Raw genomic sequence first — 16,120 nt, forward strand, 5'->3', positions numbered from 1 at the left:
AAAAATGGAGGGCGCACAAGGGAGGTGCCTGGTGATAGAACGGGAAAATACCAGCGGGAAGCCTCTGGAACAGGCTAGTTGAGCGTTTTTGCGGGGGTTGTAGTGCGGGTCTTCAAGCTCTGTAGGATGTATCGATTTATACAAGAATCACTGCGCTGTTCCAAAAAGCGATGGGCCTCAAACGAAAAACCCCGCTCAATGGCGGGGTTTTGTTTGCGGATCATCCAGCTGCTGTGTGGGGCTGGATACCTGCGAGATTTCAGCGCTTCAGGAGCTTTGCGTCTGGCGTTTCAGTTCGAGAGATTCGAGCTCGTTTTTGTAATTGTGGGCTTCGTTCTCGTTGTGAAACATACCGACCAGTTGGTCTTGCTGATGTACATCCCAGATGTGAATCCCGTGGGCTACTGCTTCGTGGGACATATGCTCATCGTCGCGTTCAGTTACTTTTACAGTCATCTGCTTGCTCCAATCTCTGGTTGATCTGCGGCAAGTCGTCGCAGGCCTCTTTTATATGTTTTGTTAGCTTGCTAAGTAAACCGATTTTGCGCGCAACAATTCATTGCACAAAACGCAACAGTGCTGCAGGCCTCGTAAACCGTGGCATTTGGTCACAGGGCGCTGAGTTTTATGACAAAAGTTTCATGTTGGCGTAAGGCTTTAGCCTCGTACTGACCAGGCCGCCGCTATCGCAGGCAAGCCAGCTCCCACCTTTTGAAGTGCATTCCAAATGTGGGAGCTGGCTTGCCTGCGATGGCTTCACAACAAAATCTGCAGACGAAAAAAAGCCCCGCATTCCGCGAGGCTCTTTCCTGACTCATCAACCCATCAGCTACCTTTGACAGCCTTGCCGTCAACGGTGCCGTCCAACAGCATGATGTTGTATTCCTTGCCGTCGGTTTCCACCTGACGCAGGGCCACCAGGATGCCTCCCCAATCCTTGGCAAACCACATCTGGGTGATGCGTTTGCTTTGCGACGGGTCACGCACGCGCTCAACCTTGATCGCATCGATGGAGCCGGCTTTGGTCTGGACCTTTTCCGGGCCGATCACGCGGAAGTCGTAGGTGTCGACGTCGGTGCCTTCGACTACGCGGTAGCTCATGCTTTTCTTGCCGGCAGCCACGTCACGCTGCAAGGCGAGCTGGTAGGTCGATTTGTCGAGCATGCCACTTTCGAGGGTGACATTGACCGGGTCCTTGTTCTCGAAACCGGTGACTTTCTTGGCGGTCTGGTCGAAGTCCAGGTTGATCTTCTTTGCCTTGCCCAGGCCACCGCGTTCGAAGGAATAGCTCTTCGGTTGCAGGGTGTCCTTGTCGAAATTGATGACGCTGGTTTCGGTGAGGCTGGCGATCATCATGGAGGCCTTGAAATTCAAGGTCCACGAGCCGTTGTCATTCTTGGTCAGGCTGCGCTCGGCCGAACCACTCATGGGCAACTGTTTCCAGTCGGCGGTGTAGCTGGCGGAGAAGGGGTGAAGGTCTGCTGCTTGCACGGCTGGCAAGGCGAACAGCGCAAAAGCGAAGAGCAAGGCGCGACGCATAAAATCTCCTAGGTTCGAATCAAGTGGCCGCTGGCCGCGAGTAACTGACCGTCCAATAATGCACCCTGTTCACCGAGAATCAACCGGCCCTCGGCAAACCAGCGAACAGCCAGTGGATAAATTCTGTGTTCCTGAGTGTGAACCCGTTGCGCAAGTGTCTGCGCCGAGTCTGCAGACTCTACCGGAACCACTGCCTGTACGACCAGAGGCCCGCCATCGAGTTCCTCGGTCACAAAGTGCACACTGCAGCCGTGCTCGCTGTCGCCGGCATCGAGCGCGCGCTGGTGCGTGTGCATGCCTTTGTACTTGGGCAACAGGGAAGGGTGGATATTGAGCAGGCGCCCTTCATAGTGACGCACGAAATCGGCGCTGAGGATGCGCATGAACCCGGCGAGAACCACGAGTTGGGGGCTGAAGGCGTCTATCAGTTCGATCAGGGCGCTGTCGAAGGCTTCACGGCCTTCGAAGGCCTTGTGGTCCAGCGAGCGGGTTTCGATGCCCGCGTCCCTGGCGCGTTGCAGGCCGTAGGCGTCGCTGCGGTTGGAAACCACCGCAGCGATGCGCACCGGGCTGTCGCCGGTACGCGTGCTGTCGATCAGGGCCTGCAAGTTACTGCCGGTGCCGGAGAGCAGCACCACGACATTACAGGTTGCAGGCATCAGTGCGCCTTGAGGTTTTTCAGTTCAACCTGAGCCGCGCCTTCCGGAGCGGTTGCGATCTGGCCGATGACCCAAGGTTGCTCGCCTGCTTCGCGCAGTACGTTCAGCGCAGTTTCGACGTGCTCTTGAGCCACGCAGATGACCATGCCCACGCCGCAGTTCAGCACGCGGTGCATTTCGGTTTCGTTGACGTTGCCTTTCTCTTGCAGCCAGTCGAAGACGGCCGGGCGGGTCCAGCTGGCCACGTCGACGATCGCCTGGGCGCCTTTTGGCAGTACGCGCGGGATGTTGTCCAGCAGGCCGCCACCGGTGATGTGGGCCATGGCTTTAACTGCGCCAGTGTCCTTGATCAGCTTGAGCAGTGGCTTGACGTAGATGCGGGTCGGCGCCATCAGCAGGTCGGTCAGTGGTTTGCCGTCGAGTTGGGTGTTCTCGATCTCGGCACCCGATACTTCGATGATCTTGCGGATCAGCGAGTAACCGTTGGAGTGCGGGCCGGACGATGGCAGGGCCAGCAGGGCGTCGCCGGCAGCGACTTTGGAGCCGTCGATGATTTCGGCTTTTTCCACAACGCCGACGCAGAAGCCGGCCAGGTCGTAGTCTTCGCCTTCGTACATGCCCGGCATTTCAGCGGTTTCGCCGCCGACCAGGGAGCAACCCGACAGTTCGCAGCCAGCGCCGATGCCGGTCACCACTTGTGCAGCAGTGTCCACGTTCAGCTTGCCGGTGGCGTAATAGTCGAGGAAGAACAGCGGCTCTGCGCCGCACACCACCAAGTCGTTCACGCACATGGCCACCAGGTCGATGCCGATGGTGTCGTGTTTGTTCAGGTTCAACGCCAGGCGCAGCTTGGTGCCCACGCCGTCGGTGCCGGAGACCAGTACAGGCTGCTTGTAGCCGGCCGGGATTTCGCAGAGGGCGCCAAAACCGCCCAGGCCGCCCATGACTTCAGGGCGCGCAGTGCGCTTGGCGACGCTCTTGATGCGTTCGACCAATGCTTCACCGGCGTCGATGTCTACACCGGCGTCCTTGTAGCTCAGGGAGGGTTGCTTGCTCATGATCCAGGCCTTTAGGGGGGATTTCTGGGTAACGACCGGGCTGGCAGGGCTTTCAATGAAGAGGCTCAGCCGTTGACGGTCTGCGAAGGCGCGCGATTTTATCAGGCTTGAGGGGCAGCGGCCATCCTCGGGCCGACGGGCAGGGCGATATGGTGTTAAAAAAATGCCATTCGGGCCTGTTGCGCCACGTATTAAGGTATAGCCTTGGATCCGCTATCGTTATGACGTTGCGAAAACTTACCAAGACCCTGTGAATGTTTTACCGGCCGCTGCTGTCACAGCCTTGCCAAGCCGAGTTCACGCGGTCTCTTCCAGCCGCTAAATTTGTCGTTCGGGAATCTTCCATGCGTCTGTGTAAATTCTTTTTTGTAGGCTGCTTGTCGTTGGTCAGCCTGGCGAGTCATGCCGAAACCCTCAATGGTCTTTATCAAGTACTTGAACCGGTCAGCAGCCAGTCGCCGCAAGAGCGCGACCAGGCCATCCAGCGGGCCGTGCAAACCCTGGTCATCCGTCTGACCGGCGACGCCAAGGCCGCCGATGGCCCGGGCCTGGCGGCGATCCGCAAGGACCCGCAACAAATCATCAGCCAATACGGCTACGACGCCGGTCCGCCAGAAAGTCTGCAGGTGGATTTCGACCCGGTGAGCGCCGACCGTGCGCTGCGTGAAGCCGGCCTGTCGATCTGGGGCAGCAATCGGCCGTCAATGCTCGCCTGGTGGCTGAACGATTCCACCGAAGGCAGCAGCCTGATCGGCGATGGCCAGGCCGTCGCCCAGGCGCTGCGTCGTGCCGCGCAGCATCGTGGTTTGCCGCTGCGCTTGCCGCTGGGCGATCTTGATGAGCAGGTCGTCGCCACCGCCCCGAATCTGGAAAGTGCCGACGCCACGCCACTGCGCGCCGCTTCCGAGCGCTACGGCGCCGATGCGTTGCTCGCCGTGCACGCCCGTCAGGAAGGTAACCAATGGCAGGCCAAATGGCGCCTGTGGTTGGGCGACAAGAGCGAGCAGGGCACGGCTCAGGGGGCCGACACCGGCGCAGTGGCCGACGCCGTGATGCTGGCCGTCAGCCAGAAACTGGCGCCACGTTTTGCGGTCAAGCCGGGTGTCAGCACCGAACAATTGCTCGAAGTGCAGGGCATGACCCTGGAGCGCTACGCCGCGCTGGGGCATTTGCTGGAGCCGTTTGGCGGCCAGCCGCAGCTCGTGGACGGCACCCGCATTGTGTATCGCGTCAACGGCAGTGCCGATCAGTTACGTACCCAGTTGAGCCTGGCCAAGTTGCAGGAGGTGCCTGCGGGTGAGGCGCCTGTCCAGCAACCGGCAGCCGACGGCACGCAGCCGCCTGCTGCACCTGAGCCTCAGGCACAACTGCGTTTTCGTTGGTAAGCGTTCTTCCTTCTATATATAGAAGCGGGAAATAGATAACAGAAGGAGTGGTATATGGCGGATACGCGTCGTTGGGTGTGGCTTGGCGGGATTGTCCTGCTGTGCGTGTTTGTGTTCTTGCTGCATTCGATTCTGACGCCGTTCCTGGTCGCGTTGTTGCTCGCCTATCTGTTCGATCCCGTGGTGGATCGCCTGGAGAAAGTCGGTCTTTCGCGCACCTGGGGCGTGGTGGCGGTGTTTGCCTTGTTCACCTTGATCATCACTGCGTTGGTGCTGGTGCTGGTGCCAATGCTCGCCAAACAGCTGTTTCGCTTGTATGAACTGGCGCCGCAGATGCTCGACTGGTTGCAGCACACGGCCATGCCGTGGGCGCAGGCCAAACTGGGGCTGGCAGATGGCTTCTGGAAGTTCGACAAGGTCAAGGCCGCGATCAGCGAGCATATGGGCCAGACCACCGATATTGTCGGCGTGGTCCTCAGCCAGGCCACGGCGTCCAGCCTGGCGTTGATCGGCTGGCTGACTAACCTGGTGCTGATCCCGGTGGTGGCGTTCTACCTGCTGCGCGACTGGGACATCATGATGGCCAAGATCCGCAGCCTGCTGCCGCGTGATCGCGAGGAGCGCATCGTTTCTCTGGCTGAGGAATGTCATGAAGTGCTTGGCGCGTTCGTGCGTGGCCAGTTGCTGGTGATGCTGGCGCTCGGCATCATCTATGCCGCCGGCCTGATGGCCATCGGCCTGGAGCTGGGGTTGTTGATCGGCTTGATTGCAGGCCTGGCGGCGATCGTGCCGTACATGGGCTTTGTGATCGGCATTGGTGCCGCGCTGGTGGCGGGGCTGTTCCAGTTTGGCGGCGACCTGTACCCGATGCTGGGGATTGTCGCGGTATTTATGGTCGGCCAGGCGCTGGAAGGTATGGTGCTCACGCCGCTGCTGGTCGGTGACCGCATCGGCCTGCACCCGGTGGCGGTGATCTTTGCGATCCTCGCAGGCGGTGAGCTGTTCGGCTTTACCGGTATCCTGCTGGCGCTGCCGGTGGCGGCGGTGATCATGGTGCTGGTGCGCCATGTGCATGATCTGTACAAGGATTCGGATGTGTACACGGGCGTCGAAGACCCCGACTTGTAACCATCAAGTCACAAACCCGGCTCAGGCCGGGTTTGTTGTTTCTGGGGGTGGGGGTCAAATAATTTGCGCAAATCGCTCCGAGTTAACGCAAACCTTTGATTTTGCTTGTGGTCTGCTGCATTGTGCGCCCGGCGTCACGGGTATAAACTTTGCAAACTTTACACAGAGGCCACTAACGGTTCGTTTGGAGCCGTTCAGTCAGCATGAAACCGATTCAGCTGCCCTTGGGTGTGCGTCTGCGTGACGACGCCACCTTCATCAATTACTACCCAGGCGCCAATGCCGCTGCACTCGGCTATGTCGAGCGGCTCTGCGAAGCCGACGCCGGGTGGACTGAAAGCCTGATCTATCTGTGGGGCAAGCACGGCGTGGGGCGTACCCACCTGTTGCAGGCGGCGTGCCTGCGTTTCGAGCAGATGGGGGAACCGGCGGTTTATCTGCCGCTGGCTGAATTGATGGACCGCGGAACCGGTATCTTCGACCACCTTGAGCAATACGAACTGGTGTGCCTGGATGACTTGCAGGCCATCGCCGGCAAGGCGGATTGGGAAGAAGCGCTGTTTCACTTGTTCAACCGCCTGCGGGACAGTGGCAGGCGTTTGCTGATCGCGGCGTCCACGTCGCCGCGTGAACTGCCGATCAAGCTCGCTGACCTCAAATCGCGCATGACACTGGCGCTGATCTTCCAGATGCGCCCGCTGTCTGACGAAGACAAATTGCGTGCCTTGCAATTGCGTGCTTCCCGTCGCGGTTTGCACCTGACCGACGAAGTCGGGCACTTCATCCTCACCCGCGGCACTCGCAGCATGAGTGCGTTGTTCGACTTGCTCGAACAACTCGATCAGGCCTCTTTGCAGGCCCAGCGCAAGCTCACCATTCCCTTCCTGAAAGAAACCCTCGGCTGGTAGCCAGCCCAGTCAAATCAAGGCTTTCGGCATATTTCAGGCGCCAGAAAACCTGCGTTTTGGCCGGTTTGACCACGTAAATGGCAAGAAATGGGTGTTAAGGGCTTAGATGTCATAGTCCGAACAAGAAGTCACATAGATCACGATTGAATTTGCAAATCGATGTGATAGAGGGCATAGTCTCGACTTCTTTACACATCAGCCACGGTCGTGCCCATGCTAAATCGCTTCGCACCCCTCGTGCCACTCGCACTCGTTACCCTGTTGTTTGGTTGCGCCTCCCACCCTCAACAGGTGGTCGAGCAGCAAAAAACCCAACATCAGTCCCAGGCAAAGTTCGTTGCATCGCAGTCTTCCACGGTCTATGAGGAAGAAGTTGCAACCGAGAAAGAACTTGCCGACTTCGCCGGCAGCAAGCCTTACCAGCTTCCCGTTCTGGCCGACAGCATTCTTGAACGCGGCATGTCCCTGATCGGTACCCGTTACCGTTTCGGCGGTACCTCTGAAGCCGGTTTCGACTGCAGCGGCTTCATCGGCTACCTGTTTCGCGAAGAGGCCGGCATGAACCTGCCGCGCTCTACTCGCGAAATGATCAACGTGGATGCACCGTTGGTCGCCCGCAACAACCTCAAGCCCGGTGATCTGCTTTTCTTTAGCACGGCAGGTCGTGGGCGCGTTAGCCACGCCGGTATCTATCTGGGCGATAACCAGTTTATCCACTCCAGCAGCCGCCGTAGTGGCGGTGTTCGAGTCGACAACCTGGGCGACAGCTACTGGAGCAAAACCTTCATCGAAGCCAAGCGTGCCCTCGCCATGGCCCCGACTACGGTTACCGCCAGCAAGTAAACTTAAAGTGATACTTGAAGTTTGACGTGTAAGCGCTAGAATCCCTGGATGTTGTTGTAATCCGTTCGCGCGAGCTTTGCTTGCGCGTTCTGGTTTTCAGCGTTCGGCAGCGAAAAGCCGCATCCAGACCAGGATTGTTCTGCCCATGTCGACCTCAGCCCGCCTCTTTCTTCTCGTTTGCGCCGCGCTTCTCAGCGCCTGCGCAAGCCGCCCACCGCCGCCGGCTCCCGTAGCCGTCAAGCCCAAGCCGGTGTTCAATTATTCCACGCAAAGTTATTCGCCTGCCGCTGAAGACGTGCTCTTTCGCGCGTTGGGCCTGGTCGGCACGCCTTATCGTTGGGGTGGCAACACGCCGGACTCCGGGTTTGATTGCAGTGGCTTGATCGGTTTTGTGTTTCGTGATGCCGCCGGCATCTCTTTGCCCCGTACCACCCGCGAGCTGATCGTGATGCGTGCACAGGACGTCAGCGAACAGAACCTGCAGACGGGGGATCTACTGTTCTTCGCCACCGGTGGCGGTTCGCAGGTGAGTCACGCGGGGATCTACGTCGGTGAAGGCCGCTTTGTACACGCACCGCAAACCGGCGGGACGGTGAAGCTGGACACCTTGTCCAAGGCCTATTGGCAAAATGCCTACTTGAGTGCCAAGCGCGTATTGCCGGGCAACCTGGCGCGCAACCCTTAAGGCAAGCCGAAATCAATGTGGGGGCGGGCTTGTGTGGGAGCTGGCTTGCCTGCGATGCAGTCACCTCGGTGCATCAGTTGCACAGCGGCGATGCTATCGCGGGCGAGCCAGCTCCCACATTGGGTTTGTGGAGGTCTTGAAGCCGCTTACTTCGCCGCCGACACCCGCCACACTTTATTCCCCACATCATCGGCCACCAGCAAGTCCCCTTGCTGATCAATCACCACACCCACCGGCCGGCCCATGGCTTTCTCGTCCTTGTCGAGGAAACCGGTCAGCACATCCACCGGCTGCCCTTTGGGCTGGCCCCCTTCAAACGGCACGAAGATCACCTTATAGCCACTGTGCGGCTTGCGGTTCCACGACCCATGCTGGCCGATAAACGCGCCGCTGCTGAATTGCGCCGGGAGTTTGTTGCCCTCGGCGAAGGACAGGCCCAGCGAGGCGGTGTGCGGGCCCACGGCATAGTCCGGCGCAATGGCCTTGGCCACCAGATCCGGGTTTTGCGGCGTCACGCGCGCATCCACATGCTGGCCGTAATAGCTGAAAGGCCAGCCATAAAACGCGCCGTCCTTGACCGAGGTGATGTAGTCCGGCACCAGGTCGCTGCCGATCTCGTCGCGCTCGTTCACGGCGGTCCACAGCTTGCCGCTCTGCGGTTCCCAGGCCATGCCATTGGGGTTGCGCAGGCCCGAGGCGAAAATGCGATGCTGGCCTGTGGCGCGGTCCACCTCCCAGATGGCCGCCCGGCCTTCCTCCGCTTCCAGGCCATTTTCGCCGACGTTGCTGTTGGAGCCGACGCTCACGTACAGCTTGCTGCCGTCTTTGCTGGCCACCACGTTTTTCGTCCAGTGGTGGTTGATGCTGCCGCCCGGCAGGTCGACGACCGTGGTGCCAGCGCCCTTGATCGCGGTTTCCCCCGGCGTGTAGGCGAAGCGCAGCAGCTTGTCGGAGTCGGCCACATACAGGTCGTTGCCCACCAGCGTCATACCGAAGGGTGAATTCAGGTTCTCGAGGAACACCGTGCGCGTCTCGGCCACGCCGTCGTGGTCGGCATCACGCAGCAGTGTGATGCGATTCGGGCTCGGTACGCCGGCACCGGCGCGGCCCATGACTTTCTCCATTACCCAGCCACGAATGCCCTTAGCGTCATCCGGCTTGGGCGGCGCGTTGGTTTCCGCCACCAGCACGTCGCCATTGGGCAGCACATACAGCCAGCGCGGGTGGTCCAGGCCTTCGGCGAAGGCCGCTACCTGAGTGCCTGCAGCCGGAGTCGGCTTTACGCCAGCAGGCCAGCCAATCGCCGGTGCAATATTCACGGTGGGGATCAGAGTTTTGTTGGGTTCCGGCAGCTTGGGCGACGGCCCGGTGCCATCGGACACCTGCAGGGTAGAGCTTTCACCGCAGGCAGCGAGGGTGCCTGCGACCATGATGAGTAAGGCAAGTCTTGTTTTATGCATGGTTTTCTCCTGAATACCTGTAAGGGTAGAGAAGCAGGGCTGTCAGATGGTTCAAGTCAGAGGCCAGCTTTAATTGACGCTCCACCCCCAACCCACTAACCTTCGCGGCTTGTTCCAGGTGCTCTGTGGCCCGCGTGTCGACGGAGTGAAACAGGGAAGCCGGTGAGTGAGCGCACTTGTACACAGTGCCGCCGCGATTCCGGCGCTGCCCCCGCAACGGTAAATGAGTGAAACGATGCTTTTTGCCACTGTATCGCGCGCGATATGGGAAGGTGCATCGTCGGCCGCTTTCCAGCAGAGCGCGCCCCTCATGAGTCCGGAGACCGGCCTGAAGCATCCAACAGCATCACGGTGGGCGATGCTTGGCTGTCTGTTTTGTCTTTTTCCTGCCCGCCGTTTTTGTCCAGCCCCAACGGAGAGCTGCCATGACTGATTCCCCCGACCGCGACGAGCGTCACCTGGCGCGCATGCTGCGCAAAAAAGCCGTGATCGACGAGCGCATCGCCAACTCCCCCAACGAATGCGGATTGCTGCTGGTACTCACCGGTAACGGTAAAGGCAAGAGCAGTTCGGCGTTCGGCATGCTCGCCCGCGCCATGGGCCACGGCATGCAGTGCGGCGTGGTGCAGTTCATCAAGGGGCGCAACAGCACAGGCGAAGAACTGTTTTTCCGCCGTTTCCCCGAGCAGGTGCGTTTCCATGTGATGGGCGAAGGTTTCACCTGGGAAACCCAGGACCGTCAGCGCGACATCGCGGCGGCCGAAGCGGCCTGGGCGGTTTCCCGCGAATTGCTGCAAGACCCTTCCATCGGCCTTGTCGTACTGGATGAGCTGAACATCGCCCTCAAGCACGGCTACCTTGACCTCGACCAGGTTCTCAGCGACCTGCAAGCCCGGCCGCCGATGCAACATGTAGTGGTCACCGGCCGTGGCGCCAAGCCCGAATTGATCGAAATGGGCGACACCGTCACTGAAATGGGCATGCTCAAACACGCGTTCCAGGCCGGTATCAAGGCACAGAAGGGCGTCGAACTTTGAATCAGCCCCGTCATTGCCCGGCCGTACTGATCGCCGCACCGGCGTCCGGCCAGGGCAAAACCACCGTCACCGCCGCGCTCGCCCGTTTGCACCGCAACCTGGGGCGTAAAGTGCGCGTGTTCAAATGCGGGCCGGATTTTCTCGACCCGATGATTCACGAGCGCGCCAGCGGTGCGCCGGTGTATCAATTGGACATGTGGATGGTGGGCGAGCAGGAAAGTCGCCGTTTGCTGTGGGAAGCAGCCGGCGAGGCCGACCTGATCCTGATCGAAGGCGTGATGGGTCTGTTTGACGGCACCCCGTCCAGCGCCGATCTCGCGCGGCATTTCGGTGTGCCGGTGCTCGGCGTGATCGACGGCACCGCCATGGCCCAGACGTTCGGCGCGCTGGCCCTGGGCCTGGCGCGCTATCAGCCGGACCTGCCGTTCGCCGGCGTGCTGGCCAACCGCGTCGGCACCCTGCGTCACGCGCAATTGCTGGAGGGCAGCCTCACCGAGGGCCTGCGCTGGTACGGCGCGTTGTCTCGGGAAACGGGCATCGAATTGCCCAGCCGCCACCTTGGCCTGGTGCAAGCCAGCGAGTTGAACGACCTCGACGTACGCCTGGATGCCGCCGCCCAGGCATTGGGCAGCAGCTGTGAAGTCGCCTTGCCGCCGCCGGTGACGTTTGCCGCGCCGCATGTGATTGAGGCCGAGCCGTTGCTTCATGGTGTGCGCATCGCCGTGTCCCGTGACGAAGCGTTCGCCTTTACCTACGGCGCCAGCCTGGATCTGTTAAGGGCCATGGGCGCCGAGCTGCACTTTTTCTCGCCGATCCACGACCGCGAATTGCCTGACGCCGACAGTCTGTATCTGCCCGGCGGTTATCCGGAACTGCACCACAAGGCGCTGTCGGAAAACACCTCGATGCTCAGCGCCATCCGCGCCCACCACGCCGCCGGCAAACCCTTGCTCGCTGAATGCGGCGGCATGCTTTATCTGCTGGATTCGCTCACCGACGTAGACGGCACCCGTGCCGAGCTGGTCGGCTTGTTGCAGGGCGACGCGGTGATGCAGAAAAAACTCGCGGCGCTGGCCCTGCAAAGTGTCGAATTGCCGGAAGGCGTACTGCGTGGCCACACCTATCACCATTCCCTGACCAGCACCGAATGGCAGCCGATTGCCCGTGGCCTGAGCCCCAATGGCGGGCGCGGCGCCGAGGCGGTTTACCGGCAGGGGCGAATGACCGCGTCCTACGTGCACTTTTATTTTCCGTCGAATCCGGCGGCGGTGGCTGCACTGTTCGCGCCCGACCGGGAGGCCGCCATCGCAGGCAAGCCAGCTCCCACAATGTACCGAGTTGAAACCCAATCCAGTGTGGGAGCGGGCTTGCCCGCGAAGAGGTCATGACCGACAGCGCCTTCCCCGAAGCCGACCGCCAGGCCGTCTACCGCGCCATCGCCGAACGCCGCGACATGCGCCACTTCACCGGCGGCACCGTCGCGCCCCAATTGCTGCAACGTTTGCTCCAGGCCGCGCACCAGGCGCCCAGTGTCGGCTTGATGCAGCCCTGGCGGTTCATCCGCATCAGCGACCGGCAATTGCGTGGGAAAATTCAGCAATTGGTGGAGGAAGAACGTGTGCGCACCGCCGACGCCCTGGGCGAGCGCTCCGACGCGTTCATGAAGCTCAAGGTCGAAGGCATCCACGATTGCGCAGAGGTGCTGGTGGCAGCGCTGATGGATGATCGCGAGCGCCACATTTTTGGCCGGCGCACGTTGCCGGAAATGGACATGGCGTCGCTGTCCTGCGCGATCCAGAATCTGTGGCTGGCGGCGCGCGTCGAAGGCCTCGGCATGGGGTGGGTGTCGTTGTTCGAACCCCAGGCCCTGGCCGACTTGCTGGGCTTGCCGCCCGGCGCAAAACCCTTGGCGGTGCTGTGCCTGGGTCCGGTAGCGGAGTTCTACCCGGCACCGATGTTGCAGCTCGAAGGCTGGACCGAACCGCGGCCGCTGAGTGACATGTTGTATGAAAATAGGTGGGGAGTGAGTCAATGAGTGTGGCCTTGCTGTGTGTCGCGGCAGTGGCGCTGGATGCGCTGCTGGGCGAACCGAGGCGCTGGCATCCGCTGGTGGCGTTCGGCAATTTCGCCGCGCGCATCGAGCGGCGTTTCAACAGCGGTGGCCGTGGCTGGCGCAGCCATGGTGTGACCGCGTGGTTTATCGCCGTGGTGCCGCTGACCCTGCTCGCCACCGCCTTGTCGTGGGCACCCTATATCGGGTGGGTGCTGGAGATTCTGGCGCTGTACTGCGCCCTCGGCATGCGCAGCCTGGGTGAGCATGTGATTCCGGTGGCCCAAGCTCTGCGCAGTGGCGACCTTGAAGAGGCGCGCAAGCGCGTGAGCTACCTGGTCAGCCGTCAGACCAGTGAGCTGGACAGCACCGAAGTGGCCCGTGCCGCCACCGAGTCGGTGCTGGAGAACGGCAGCGATGCGGTGTTCGCCGCGCTGTTCTGGTTTGTCGTCGCCGGGGTGCCGGGCGTGGTGCTCTATCGCCTGAGCAACACCCTTGACGCCATGTGGGGCTATCGCAATGAACGCTTTGAGCGTTTCGGCTGGGCGGCGGCCAAAATCGACGATGTACTGAACTATATTCCTGCACGGCTGGTGGCATTGACCTACGCCGTATTGGGCAAAACCCGGCTGGCACTCAAATGCTGGCGCACCCAGGGGCCGACATGGGACAGCCCCAACGCCGGGCCCGTCATGGCCGCTGGTGCCGGTGCCCTGGGGGTTGAGTTGGGCGGAGCGGCGATCTATCACGGCGAGTTGCATCAGCGCCCGCAGTTGGGCGAAGGCCCGGCGGCCGATGCCGATTCCATTGACCGGGGCTGGCAGCTGGTGCAGCGCGGCGTATGGTTGTGGCTGCTGATCCTGTGCGCGGGGGCGCAATTTTATGCTTGAGCACGGTGGTCGGCTGCGCAAGGCAGCCATGCAGTACGGGATTGCCGAGGCTGATTGGCTGGACCTGTCCAGCGGCCTGGCGCCCTGGCCGTGGCCGATCCCCGAGATCCCCTTGCGGGCCTGGGCGCGCTTGCCGGAAACCGACGACGGCCTGGAAAAGGCCGCCAGTGAGTATTACGGCGCCGCCCACGTGCTGCCGGTGCCGGGCTCCCAGGCGGCGATCCAGTTGCTGCCGCGTTTGCGCCGCACCGGCAAGGTTGGCGTGCTGTCACCCTGTTACGCCGAGCACGCTGAAGCCTGGCGCCGCGCCGGGTATGTGGTGCGTGAAGTGCAGGAGCAGGAAGTCGACTTCTTCCTCGACAGCCTCGACGTGCTGGTGGTGGTCAACCCCAACAACCCCACGGGTTTGAACCTGGCTCCCCAGCGCCTGCTGGACTGGCACTCGCGCCTGGCCCAGCGCGGCGGCTGGCTGGTGGTGGACGAAGCGTTTATGGACGTCACCCCGCAGTTAAGCCTGGCGGGCCAGACGCATCAGGTCGGGTTGATTGTGTTGCGCTCGTTCGGCAAGTTTTTCGGCCTGGCCGGTGTGCGCCTGGGCTTCGTGCTGGCCGAGCGCCGCTTGCTCAGGTTGTTGGCCGAGCAGCTCGGGCCCTGGGCCGTCAGCGGGCCGACGCGGGTGCTGGGCCAGGAGTGCCTGCGCGATACCGCCGGGCATGTTCGGCAACGAGCGCGCTGTGTCGAGGCCGGCCAGCGCTTGTTCGAACTGCTTGAAGGCCATGGCTTTCAACCCCATGGCGGCTGCGCACTGTTCCAGTGGCTGATCACGCCCCATGCCGAACGGCTGCACGAATTCATGGCCCAGCGCGGCATTCTGCTGCGCCTGTTTGTTCACGACAGCAGCGTGCGTTTCGGCCTGCCCGACACCGAGGCGGATTGGCGGCGGCTGGACGCAGCGCTGACTGCCTATAAGGAAGCACCATGAGTACGCTGATGGTGCAGGGCACCACCTCCGACGCCGGCAAAAGTACCCTGGTGACTGCGCTGTGCCGCTGGCTGGTGCGCCAGGGCGTGGCGGTGGCGCCATTCAAGCCGCAGAACATGGCACTCAACAGCGCGGTGACCGCCGAGGGCGGCGAGATCGGCCGCGCCCAGGCCGTGCAGGCCCAGGCCGCCAACCTGGCACCGCACACCGACATGAACCCGGTGCTGCTCAAGCCCAACAGCGACACCGGCTCCCAGGTCATCATCCATGGCCGCGCCGTCACCAGCATGAACGCGGTCGCCTATCACGACTACAAAGCCGTCGCGATGCAAGCGGTGCTGGCCTCCCACGCGCGGTTGAGCGAAGCCTACCCGGTGGTAATGGTCGAAGGCGCCGGCTCCCCGGCGGAGATCAACCTGCGCGCCAATGACATCGCCAACATGGGCTTTGCCGAAGCCGTGGACTGCCCGGTGCTGTTGATCGCCGACATCAACCGCGGCGGGGTTTTCGCCCACCTGGTCGGCACGCTGGAGTTGCTGTCGCCCAGCGAACAGGCCCGGGTCAAGGGCTTCATCATCAACCGCTTTCGCGGCGACATCGCCCTGCTGCAGCCAGGGCTGGACTGGCTGGAGGCTCGCACCGGCAAACCGGTGGTGGGCGTGTTGCCGTATGTCATGGACTTGCACCTTGAAGCCGAAGACGGCATCGACAGGCGCCAGACCGACAAGGCCGCGCAGGTGCTCAAGGTGGTGGTGCCGGTGCTGCCGCGCATCAGCAACCACACGGATTTCGACCCGCTGCGCCTGCATCCCCAGGTGGATTTGCAGTTCGTCGGGCCGGGCCAGCCGGTTCCGGCGGCGGATTTGATCATCCTGCCCGGCTCGAAAAGCGTACGCAGTGATTTGGCCTACCTGCGTGCCAACGGCTGGGACACCGCCATCGCGCGCCACTTGCGCTATGGCGGCAAGGTGCTGGGTATTTGCGGCGGCTTGCAGATGCTCGGCGCACAGGTGCACGACCCGCTCGGCCTGGAAGGCCCGGCCGGCTCCAGCGAAGGGCTGGGGCTGCTGGCGTTCAGCACGACCCTTGAGCAAGAGAAACAATTGCGCAATGTACGCGGGCGCCTGCTGCTGGAGGACGCCGAGGTCAGTGGTTATGAAATCCATGCCGGCGTGACCTCAGGCAGCGCCCTGGAACACGCCGCCGTGCAGTTGGACGACGGCCGCCACGACGGCGCCCAAAGTGCCGACGGGCAAATTCTCGGCACCTACCTGCATGGCCTGTTCGAAACCCCGGCCGCCTGCGGCGCCTTGTTGCGCTGGGCAGGTTTGCAGGATGTGCAGGCAGTGGATTACCACGCCCTGCGCGAGCGGGACATCGAGCGGTTGGCGGACCTGGTGGAAAACCACTTGGATACCGATCTGCTGCGCAAGCTATGTGGGATTTGAGCATGTGTACGCGGTTTTTATGTGGGAGCTGGCTTGCCTGCGATGGCG

General features: G+C 61.8%; 16 protein-coding genes and 1 riboswitch. Of the genes, 11 read left to right on the forward strand and 5 right to left on the reverse strand.

Features of this window, described 5'->3' with window-relative positions; translation table 11 throughout:
* Positions 1–267: 267 nt before the first annotated feature.
* The 4 genes from ATI14_RS16175 to purM all read right to left on the reverse strand — a co-directional run bounded on the left by ATI14_RS16175 (position 268) and on the right by purM (position 3,256).
* The gene (locus ATI14_RS16175) at positions 268–456 is read right to left on the reverse strand and encodes a hypothetical protein (RefSeq protein WP_016972424.1); all 189 of its coding nucleotides are present in this window, start codon (positions 454–456) and stop codon (positions 268–270) included.
* A gap of 369 nt (positions 457–825) precedes the next feature.
* A complete protein-coding gene (locus ATI14_RS16180) occupies positions 826–1,539 on the reverse strand; it encodes a DUF3108 domain-containing protein (protein WP_016972425.1) in 714 nt (237 codons plus the stop codon).
* A gap of 8 nt (positions 1,540–1,547) precedes the next feature.
* Positions 1,548–2,198: a phosphoribosylglycinamide formyltransferase gene (gene purN, locus ATI14_RS16185; RefSeq protein ID WP_016972426.1), complete on the reverse strand. Its 651-nt coding sequence runs from the start codon at positions 2,196–2,198 to the stop codon at positions 1,548–1,550.
* Positions 2,198–3,256, reverse strand: a complete 1,059-nt coding sequence (gene purM, locus ATI14_RS16190) for a phosphoribosylformylglycinamidine cyclo-ligase (protein ID WP_016972427.1) — start codon at positions 3,254–3,256, stop codon at positions 2,198–2,200. The genes purN and purM overlap by 1 nt, the downstream gene beginning before the upstream one ends.
* Before the next feature lie 344 nt (positions 3,257–3,600).
* On the opposite strand from purM, the gene ATI14_RS16195 reads away from it, so the two are divergent.
* From ATI14_RS16195 to ATI14_RS16215, 5 genes are all read left to right on the forward strand, one after another.
* On the forward strand, positions 3,601–4,641 hold the full coding sequence (locus ATI14_RS16195) for a DUF2066 domain-containing protein (protein WP_016972428.1): 1,041 nt from the start codon (positions 3,601–3,603) through the stop codon (positions 4,639–4,641).
* A gap of 54 nt (positions 4,642–4,695) precedes the next feature.
* Positions 4,696–5,769: an AI-2E family transporter gene (locus ATI14_RS16200; protein ID WP_016972429.1), complete on the forward strand. Its 1,074-nt coding sequence runs from the start codon at positions 4,696–4,698 to the stop codon at positions 5,767–5,769.
* Positions 5,770–5,972: 203 nt separating this feature from the next.
* Entirely contained in the window at positions 5,973–6,677 is a 705-nt protein-coding gene (hda, locus tag ATI14_RS16205; protein ID WP_016972430.1) for a DnaA regulatory inactivator Hda, read from the forward strand.
* Positions 6,678–6,890: 213 nt separating this feature from the next.
* Positions 6,891–7,520, forward strand: a complete 630-nt coding sequence (locus ATI14_RS16210) for a C40 family peptidase (RefSeq protein WP_016972431.1) — start codon at positions 6,891–6,893, stop codon at positions 7,518–7,520.
* A gap of 145 nt (positions 7,521–7,665) precedes the next feature.
* Entirely contained in the window at positions 7,666–8,205 is a 540-nt protein-coding gene (locus tag ATI14_RS16215; protein WP_016972432.1) for a C40 family peptidase, read from the forward strand.
* A gap of 146 nt (positions 8,206–8,351) precedes the next feature.
* On the opposite strand, the gene ATI14_RS16225 is transcribed toward ATI14_RS16215, so the two are convergent.
* Positions 8,352–9,665, reverse strand: a complete 1,314-nt coding sequence (locus ATI14_RS16225; RefSeq protein ID WP_016972433.1) for a PQQ-dependent sugar dehydrogenase — start codon at positions 9,663–9,665, stop codon at positions 8,352–8,354.
* A gap of 99 nt (positions 9,666–9,764) precedes the next feature.
* A riboswitch (cobalamin riboswitch) is annotated at positions 9,765–10,011 on the forward strand.
* Positions 10,012–10,090: 79 nt separating this feature from the next.
* On the opposite strand from ATI14_RS16225, the gene cobO reads away from it, so the two are divergent.
* From cobO to ATI14_RS16255, 6 genes are read left to right on the forward strand one after another with little or no spacing between them, the layout of a single operon-like run.
* Positions 10,091–10,702 carry a cob(I)yrinic acid a,c-diamide adenosyltransferase gene (gene cobO / locus ATI14_RS16230; protein WP_010208674.1) on the forward strand — a complete coding sequence of 204 codons (612 nt, stop codon included), beginning with the start codon at positions 10,091–10,093 and terminating at the stop codon, positions 10,700–10,702.
* The gene (locus tag ATI14_RS16235) at positions 10,699–12,090 is read left to right on the forward strand and encodes a cobyrinic acid a,c-diamide synthase CobB (protein ID WP_016972434.1); all 1,392 of its coding nucleotides are present in this window, start codon (positions 10,699–10,701) and stop codon (positions 12,088–12,090) included. Before cobO ends, ATI14_RS16235 begins: the two co-directional genes overlap by 4 nt.
* Positions 12,087–12,737 (forward strand): 5,6-dimethylbenzimidazole synthase, encoded by a 651-nt coding sequence (gene bluB, locus ATI14_RS16240; RefSeq protein WP_016972435.1) that lies wholly within the window; start codon positions 12,087–12,089, stop codon positions 12,735–12,737. Before ATI14_RS16235 ends, bluB begins: the two co-directional genes overlap by 4 nt.
* Complete coding sequence (cbiB, locus tag ATI14_RS16245) at positions 12,734–13,642, forward strand: adenosylcobinamide-phosphate synthase CbiB (protein ID WP_016972436.1); 909 nt, start codon at positions 12,734–12,736, stop codon at positions 13,640–13,642. Before bluB ends, cbiB begins: the two co-directional genes overlap by 4 nt.
* Positions 13,635–14,624 (forward strand): threonine-phosphate decarboxylase CobD, encoded by a 990-nt coding sequence (gene cobD, locus ATI14_RS16250; RefSeq protein ID WP_016972437.1) that lies wholly within the window; start codon positions 13,635–13,637, stop codon positions 14,622–14,624. Before cbiB ends, cobD begins: the two co-directional genes overlap by 8 nt.
* Entirely contained in the window at positions 14,621–16,072 is a 1,452-nt protein-coding gene (locus ATI14_RS16255) for a cobyric acid synthase (RefSeq protein ID WP_016972438.1), read from the forward strand. The genes cobD and ATI14_RS16255 overlap by 4 nt, the downstream gene beginning before the upstream one ends.
* Positions 16,073–16,120 lie beyond the last annotated feature (48 nt).

The sequence above is a fragment of the Pseudomonas tolaasii NCPPB 2192 genome (assembly GCF_002813445.1).
Taxonomy (GTDB): Bacteria; Pseudomonadota; Gammaproteobacteria; order Pseudomonadales; family Pseudomonadaceae; genus Aquipseudomonas; species Aquipseudomonas tolaasii.

Bases quoted from the DNA above. Each gene is read 5' to 3' on its own strand.
- ATI14_RS16175 (WP_016972424.1), bottom strand. From the start codon at position 456: ATGACTGTAAAAGTAACTGAACGCGACGATGAGCATATGTCCCACGAA.
- ATI14_RS16180 (WP_016972425.1), bottom strand. From the start codon at position 1,539: ATGCGTCGCGCCTTGCTCTTCGCTTTTGCGCTGTTCGCCTTGCCAGCC.
- purN (WP_016972426.1), bottom strand. From the start codon at position 2,198: ATGCCTGCAACCTGTAATGTCGTGGTGCTGCTCTCCGGCACCGGCAGT.
- purM (WP_016972427.1), bottom strand. From the start codon at position 3,256: ATGAGCAAGCAACCCTCCCTGAGCTACAAGGACGCCGGTGTAGACATC.
- ATI14_RS16195 (WP_016972428.1), top strand. From the start codon at position 3,601: ATGCGTCTGTGTAAATTCTTTTTTGTAGGCTGCTTGTCGTTGGTCAGC.
- ATI14_RS16200 (WP_016972429.1), top strand. From the start codon at position 4,696: ATGGCGGATACGCGTCGTTGGGTGTGGCTTGGCGGGATTGTCCTGCTG.
- hda (WP_016972430.1), top strand. From the start codon at position 5,973: ATGAAACCGATTCAGCTGCCCTTGGGTGTGCGTCTGCGTGACGACGCC.
- ATI14_RS16210 (WP_016972431.1), top strand. From the start codon at position 6,891: ATGCTAAATCGCTTCGCACCCCTCGTGCCACTCGCACTCGTTACCCTG.
- ATI14_RS16215 (WP_016972432.1), top strand. From the start codon at position 7,666: ATGTCGACCTCAGCCCGCCTCTTTCTTCTCGTTTGCGCCGCGCTTCTC.
- ATI14_RS16225 (WP_016972433.1), bottom strand. From the start codon at position 9,665: ATGCATAAAACAAGACTTGCCTTACTCATCATGGTCGCAGGCACCCTC.
- cobO (WP_010208674.1), top strand. From the start codon at position 10,091: ATGACTGATTCCCCCGACCGCGACGAGCGTCACCTGGCGCGCATGCTG.
- bluB (WP_016972435.1), top strand. From the start codon at position 12,087: ATGACCGACAGCGCCTTCCCCGAAGCCGACCGCCAGGCCGTCTACCGC.
- cbiB (WP_016972436.1), top strand. From the start codon at position 12,734: ATGAGTGTGGCCTTGCTGTGTGTCGCGGCAGTGGCGCTGGATGCGCTG.
- cobD (WP_016972437.1), top strand. From the start codon at position 13,635: ATGCTTGAGCACGGTGGTCGGCTGCGCAAGGCAGCCATGCAGTACGGG.
- ATI14_RS16255 (WP_016972438.1), top strand. From the start codon at position 14,621: ATGAGTACGCTGATGGTGCAGGGCACCACCTCCGACGCCGGCAAAAGT.